Raw genomic sequence first — 6,513 nt, forward strand, 5'->3', positions numbered from 1 at the left:
GAGAGGGCTTGCTTGATATGGACTATTCACCTTTGCTGTTGTCGTTGAAAGTGGCTGCCATCTCCACTTTCTTCGTATTTCTGGCAGGCGTTTTTATCGCTTATCTGCTGGCGAAGCGTGATTTTTTCGGTAAAAGTGTTTTAGAAGCCCTGTTCTTGCTGCCGCTCGTACTGCCGCCTACCGTCGTAGGTTTTGGTTTGCTCATTTTATTCGGTAAGAAAGGCTGGATCGGCAGCTGGTTAGTGGAGTGGTTCGATTTCCAGATTGTCTTTACATGGATTGGTGCGGTAATTGCTTCGATCGTCGTGTCATTTCCACTCATGTATCAAAGTGCAGCCGCCGCATTTGAGAGCCTGGATGAACGGCTTTCGAATGCTGCACGGACTATGGGGGCTTCAGAATGGAGAGTGTTTTGGTCGGTCGTCTTTCCACTTGCATGGCCAGGACTGCTGGCAGGACTGGTTCTTTCATTCGCACGAGGGCTGGGTGAATTTGGTGCCACTTTAATGCTTGCAGGATACATACCGGGTAAAACAGATACGATTCCGATGGCAATCTATTTCGCAGTAGAATCCGGTCAGATGGAAAAAGCGACGTTTTGGGTCGTCATAATTATTGTTTTCGGATTTAGTCTGATCTTATGGGTCAACTGGTGGAGCAAACGAAATATCCGCCGGTTTACACGTTCTTAACCAACAGGGAGGAAACAATATGCTGAACGTACGAATACATAAACAGCTCGCACATTATGAGATGAACATTGAATTTGAAATGGGCAACGAAATACTTGTGCTGGTCGGGCCATCAGGGTCTGGGAAAACGACAATTTTAAACAGCGTCGCAGGACTGGTACACCCTGACAGCGGCATGATTGTTTCTAATGAACGAATATTTTTCGACAGCTATGAAAAGCCCATGCCCGCAAGAGAGCGTAAAATCGGTTATCTATTTCAGGATTACGCCTTGTTTCCGCATATGACTGTGGAGAAGAATATCTGGTATGGTGTGAAGAAAAATCAGAGAAACGAAAGCAAAGAGATGATTAAGCAGCTCCTGCAAGTACTGGGCATCGAACATTTGTTGCAGAAATATCCCCATCAAATATCAGGCGGCGAGAAACAGCGCGTCGGTTTAGCGAGGGCACTTGCTGCGCGTCCGTCTGTATTATTGCTGGATGAACCGCTGTCGGCACTCGATAAGGAAACAAGGCAGCAATGTCAAGATGAGCTTCTGCGGCTCCATGATATGTGGAAAATTCCGTTTATGATTGTTACACATGACCTGGATGAAGCAGAAAGACTCGGTGACCGGATTATTTATTTGGAACAGGGAAAGATTGCGGATGAGACTTGGTCTGTAAATAACAAAAACAAACAGCTCTGATTCATTGGAACAGAGCTGTTTGTTTTTGTTAAACCATAGTGAAACAGGTATACTGTAAGAGAGAAATTAAACTGTATGCAGTGAGGGATCTTCCAATGAAATTAACAATCAGCGAATTAAAGAAACATTTAAAACAACTTGATTCGAATGAAATCATTCAGCTCATTGCGGAACTTCATAAAATTGATGAAAAGGCACAACTTTTCTTTTCATTACAATTTGAAGGCGAGGAAACTGCACAGGAGCTATTAATACAGGAAAAAACACAAATGAAAAAAGATTTCTCTTTTACAAGAAGAGGTGTTCTGAAACTTCATTTGCCTGATGTCAAGAAACGGATCAGGGAATTTGCCAAACTGACAAATGATCGAATGAGAATTACAGATCTTCAATTATTTTTTGTTGAACTCGGCACGGAGTTTACGGTAACGTACGGCGATATCGACGAAGCTTTTTATACAAATATGGAAAACATGTTTGCTCAAGTTATAAAGACATGTGAGAGTAATGAAGAGTTATATAAAGCTTTTCATTCAAGGTTGCGCCAAGTAGTATCTGACAGTATAGGTACAGGCTGGGGGTATCACGATATATTGTCTGATCTGTATGAAAATTTGGAGTTTCATTATGATAATGAAGAAGATTATTGAGTAATTTTAAAAATGTACCACTTATCAACCGAAGAGGAGCTAAAAAAGTGAGCAAGCAGCTGAATGATCGAAAAGCAGAGCATATCCAGATTGTGTTGGACGAGCATGTTACCGGCCATAGCATCACGACGGGCTTAGAGAACTATCACTTTATACATAACGCATTACCCGAACTGTCGTTTGATGACATAGATATAGAGCAAAACTTCTTCTCAAAACCCTGTAAATCACCATTTTTGATCAGTTCTATGACAGGCGGCGCCAACTTTGCTGAATCAATTAACCGTAACTTAGCGCTTGCTGCAGAGCAAAAAGGCTGGGCGCTGGCGCTGGGTTCAACACGCGCATTAATTGAGAGTGAGGCTTACCGCCCATCATTCGATCTTAGAAAGTACGCTCCCACGATTCCAATCATTGCGAATTTAGGAGCTGTGCAGCTGAATTACGGTTTCACTGAGCGTGAATGCAGAAAGATTATCGAATACACCGGCGCAGATGCACTGGTTCTGCACCTCAATATCCTGCAAGAAGTTATTCAACCTGAGGGAAACATCGATTTCAACGGTTTACTGTCAAAAATCGAAAAACTTTGCAATGATATATCGATTCCAGTCGGAGTGAAGGAAGTAGGCTGGGGAATTGACCGTTCGACTGCTGAAAAACTGATAAACGCCGGAATTTCATTCATTGATGTTGCCGGAGCAGGGGGCACGTCGTGGAGTCAGGTTGAGAAATACCGAACCGATCCGATTAAACAGCAAGCAGCAGCCGCGTTCAGTGAGTGGGGTATACCGACTACTATTTCTATAGAGTCAGTCAAACCCGTTATGAATGAAAAAACGCTTATTGCGAGCGGTGGATTGCATACAGGTGTCGATGCGGCAAAATGTATCGCACTGGGTGCAGATTTCGCAGGATTCGGCAGAGCTATTTTAGAACAGGCTACCATCTCTGCAGAAAGCGTTTTACAGACAATGGAAGTTAGAGAATTAGAACTGCGGATGGCGATGTTTGCGGTCGGCGCGAAGAATGTCGGCGAACTGCAGCAAACAGATCGGCTGCAGAAGATAAATCCGTGAGCGGTGATTCACGGGTTTATTACGTATGCAAGGAGGAATCATTATGTGGAAATTAGTAAACGGTAAAATGGTTCAGACAACAGACGAAACAAGAATCAAATTCCGTACAAATATCAGTCAGGAGATTTTACAGCAATTAGAGGATTTATCCGAAGAATATTATACATACAGCAATTATTTATTGGAAAATGGTTTACGAAACGTTTTAGAGCAAGGACTTGTTACGTATGATAAAAACTTGCGCCCGAAAGATCGTGTGCAATATAAAACAACATACGATCAGGAGTTGCTCGAATCGGTCAAGCAACTGGCGAAAAACCATAAGCTGTTTATTAACGATGTGATTGAATACAGTGTAGGTCATATCAATTTTGATGAATTGAAAACAAAAGATCATAAGAATCGTATTGAATAGCGGTATGAGAGGCCAATGAAGAGCGTTTGAAATATATCGATCAAGGAACGCCCCGAACATAATATAAATTATAGGAAGTTATATATCATTATGGAGTATACTTGCGATAGTGAGACGGAACAGTATTTTTAAGTTTTTAACCTAATCGTTTCACTATCGTTATTTTGTAAATGATATCTACATATTACAGCGTTTTATTCAAGTAAATCTCTCAGTTTCATTAGGCCGCTATACCAAGAAAAATTCTATATTGGTCTGAATCACAATTCGTTAAAAATAAATTACTTCCTGCAAAATCTTCCGGATGTTCCATAATCAAATCTTTACACCAAAACTCTTCTTTATAATTGCCGATAAAATTGTACCGTTCAACTCTCAGTCCTGAATTTTCACTAAAAATTTGGTATGTTGAGGTTCCCAGTATGACTCTTGCATTTGGATGTGCATAGGAAGAATCTCTTTTCATTGTGACTTTTATTTCATTCAGATTACCATTCATGAATCTGAAAACGACATCCACATTCTCATAATCATATAATGTGATATACGTACTATGCGACAGATCTTGAATCATGGCATTTCCCCTATTCCACACTGTTAATATAATAAATGCTTTTTCAGTTCCTCTAGTACCGAAAGTTTCCAGCGTGCCCTATGCTTCTGATTCGTAATATATGTGTACTCTCTACATAATTGTGGTAAACTGAGCATATACTAAAAAAGACCGGGTGCGTCAACACCCAGTCAATGTAGCTGACATCCGCATGAAGTGCGGTTGACCAGTTAAAAACATAAGGTGTTACCAAAGAGTAACCACTCAGCTTACTGGGCAGTAGCGGAGGGTGGTTACTTTTTTCTGTTGATGAATAGAGCAATCATCACTACAATGGCTGTTGCCATTGCTACGAGGAACATCCCAAATTGGAATAACATGTTCATTGCTTTGTATGTCACCATGTAAACACGGGCTCACACGAAGTGAGTCATGCAGACGTTGCCGCAGGAAGCGGCGTACTTAGTCTGCCTTCCTTTATTCAAAGGGAGTGCCAACCGTGTGTCATATGGGCAGGGATGATCCCCCCCCTCAATTTCAAGCTCTTTTAAAGCTCTCATAAAATAATCCTCGACTGGAAAAATATTTACAATTTGCCATTCCTCCATCATCTCCTCTTCTCTACTCATCATTACATTACGAGACTGTTAATTCCTGAAACAGCTCTATATCCTGTATTATTTTCTGTAATGATTGCTGCCAAAAGCTTCGCTGTGACAGATCAATTTGGAAATGCTTCTTCATTAATTGTTCTAAGGGTACCGTTCTGGTTTCACTCAGAAAGCTTTGAAACTTGCGGTCAAATTGTTGATCTTTCTTAGCCGAATCTAAAAGTCCTAAACTTAATAAGAAGCCAATGGTATAGGGATAGTTATAGAACGGAGTATTCGCTTGATAGAACTGTCCATACTTAATCCACACGAAAGGCTCATAATTACGTAAATTACCTCCATAAGCTTCATTCTGACACCGTAATGAAAGTTCTTCTATCTGTTCTGCATCTAACAGACCAGACTTTCTGCATTCATAAAATCTTTCCTCAAAAGAAAAAGCACCTTTTATGGACATCAAATAAGTTAAACTTCGCTCAATCTTCTCCCCCAGGATTGATTTTTTGATTGAAATATCACTAGTATTTTGTATGAGATAATCAATACATACAGTTTCAAAGAAAATGGAGGACGTTTCTGCTACTGTCATTTCTAACGTATCTTCTAAAAAACGAAGGGAAGGAACAACCGACATTTGTTTAAAGTGCCAGGCATGGCCAAATTCATGTGCCAGTATCCTTGCGCTGTTAATTTTATTATCGAAATTCAAGGAGATTCTAGACTCTCCTTCTGAAATGAATGGAACACAAAATCCCCCAGATTGCTTTGTTATACGTGGTTCTGCATCCACCCATCCGTTAGCAACTGCATCCTTAACAAACTCACTCATATTGCTGTCGATACTTTCAAGAGACTTTGTAATTGCATCAACAGCTTGATCGAAAGTCAGTTGTGCAGGATCATTAGGAGATGGAGACATGAATTCATGCCAATCAAGTCTTTCATTGGTAGCTTTATTTGACTTTACGTTAAAATATTTGGAGAGCGCATGTAAATTTGAATCTATAGTCTCCCACACTACATCCAGTGTTTGTTTAGAAATTCCATTTAAAATTAACGATTCATCAAGGCAATTTACTTTTTTTATCTGAGCTTCATGAAGTCGCAGTCCCACCATTTGATTATAAATCGAAGCAAAGCTGTTCGCCTGTTCTTCAAGAGTTTTGTTAAGTTCCTGGAATATAAGAGTCCGATAAGATTGCGCAGGATGCGACATGGCTAGATCGATTGCTTCTCCAAAAGTCAGTTCTTTCATTTCGTTCAAGTAATCAAATTTTATTCTTAAGCTATCTCTAACTTGCAGGTAATGAGCTTCCAGACTGCCTACTGTGGAAGGTTCTGAAATCTTATCTTCTACTTTTGCATAGTCTAATAATTCGGTAAGAAAATCCGTCTGTTTAACATCTTTTGCCCATTCTACGTATAGCGGTTCACTCATACTATGTAGATTCCCCTGCAAATTGGACAGTATTGAATAAACTTGCTTTTTCAACGTTGAGATCGTTTCGTTTAATGAACTCAGATAAGATGGCTCAACATCCTCTGTAAGTAAGCAATGATAAAAAGATTCGGCTGAGTCAATTTGTTGTATTAGTTGAGAAATTATTACTAAATCACTTTCAGATAAGATGTTTGTTTCTGAATAACTTTCGAGTTCTATCAACTTATCATTCATTCCACCCAAATAAAAATTATATTTGTCTAAATTGAAACCACATTGCAGATTATCCAATTTCCAACGAGTTGCCGTCTTGAATTCCTCCATAATAAGTCCACACCCAATCAATATGTCGCAGAGACAGTTTAATATGACAATTTCTAA

At 39.9% G+C, this 6,513-nt stretch carries 7 protein-coding genes; 5 read left to right on the forward strand and 2 right to left on the reverse strand.

Translation table 11 applies throughout. The features are described 5' to 3' along the window. Positions 1-17: 17 nt before the first annotated feature. From modB to NCCP2331_RS09695, 5 genes are all read left to right on the forward strand, one after another. A complete protein-coding gene (gene modB / locus NCCP2331_RS09675; RefSeq protein ID WP_376776813.1) occupies positions 18-692 on the forward strand; it encodes a molybdate ABC transporter permease subunit in 675 nt (224 codons plus the stop codon). Between the two features lie 19 nt (positions 693-711). After that, on the forward strand, positions 712-1,383 hold the full coding sequence (locus NCCP2331_RS09680) for an ATP-binding cassette domain-containing protein (RefSeq protein ID WP_251670289.1): 672 nt from the start codon (positions 712-714) through the stop codon (positions 1,381-1,383). A gap of 95 nt (positions 1,384-1,478) precedes the next feature. Continuing rightward, the gene (locus NCCP2331_RS09685; protein ID WP_251670291.1) at positions 1,479-2,033 is read left to right on the forward strand and encodes a DUF6155 family protein; all 555 of its coding nucleotides are present in this window, start codon (positions 1,479-1,481) and stop codon (positions 2,031-2,033) included. Positions 2,034-2,080: 47 nt separating this feature from the next. Beyond that, a complete protein-coding gene (gene fni / locus NCCP2331_RS09690; protein WP_251670293.1) occupies positions 2,081-3,112 on the forward strand; it encodes a type 2 isopentenyl-diphosphate Delta-isomerase in 1,032 nt (343 codons plus the stop codon). 43 nt (positions 3,113-3,155) lie between these two features. Continuing rightward, positions 3,156-3,527 (forward strand): rRNA methyltransferase, encoded by a 372-nt coding sequence (locus NCCP2331_RS09695; protein WP_251670296.1) that lies wholly within the window; start codon positions 3,156-3,158, stop codon positions 3,525-3,527. A 220-nt stretch (positions 3,528-3,747) separates the two neighbouring features. On the opposite strand, the gene NCCP2331_RS09700 is transcribed toward NCCP2331_RS09695, so the two are convergent. Further along, entirely contained in the window at positions 3,748-4,101 is a 354-nt protein-coding gene (locus NCCP2331_RS09700) for a hypothetical protein (RefSeq protein WP_153723625.1), read from the reverse strand. 615 nt (positions 4,102-4,716) lie between these two features. Next, positions 4,717-6,456: a M3 family metallopeptidase gene (locus NCCP2331_RS09710; protein ID WP_251670298.1), complete on the reverse strand. Its 1,740-nt coding sequence runs from the start codon at positions 6,454-6,456 to the stop codon at positions 4,717-4,719. Positions 6,457-6,513 lie beyond the last annotated feature (57 nt).

The sequence above is a fragment of the Sporosarcina sp. NCCP-2331 genome (genome assembly GCF_023707945.1).
Lineage (GTDB): Bacteria > Bacillota > Bacilli > Bacillales_A > Planococcaceae > Sporosarcina > Sporosarcina cascadiensis.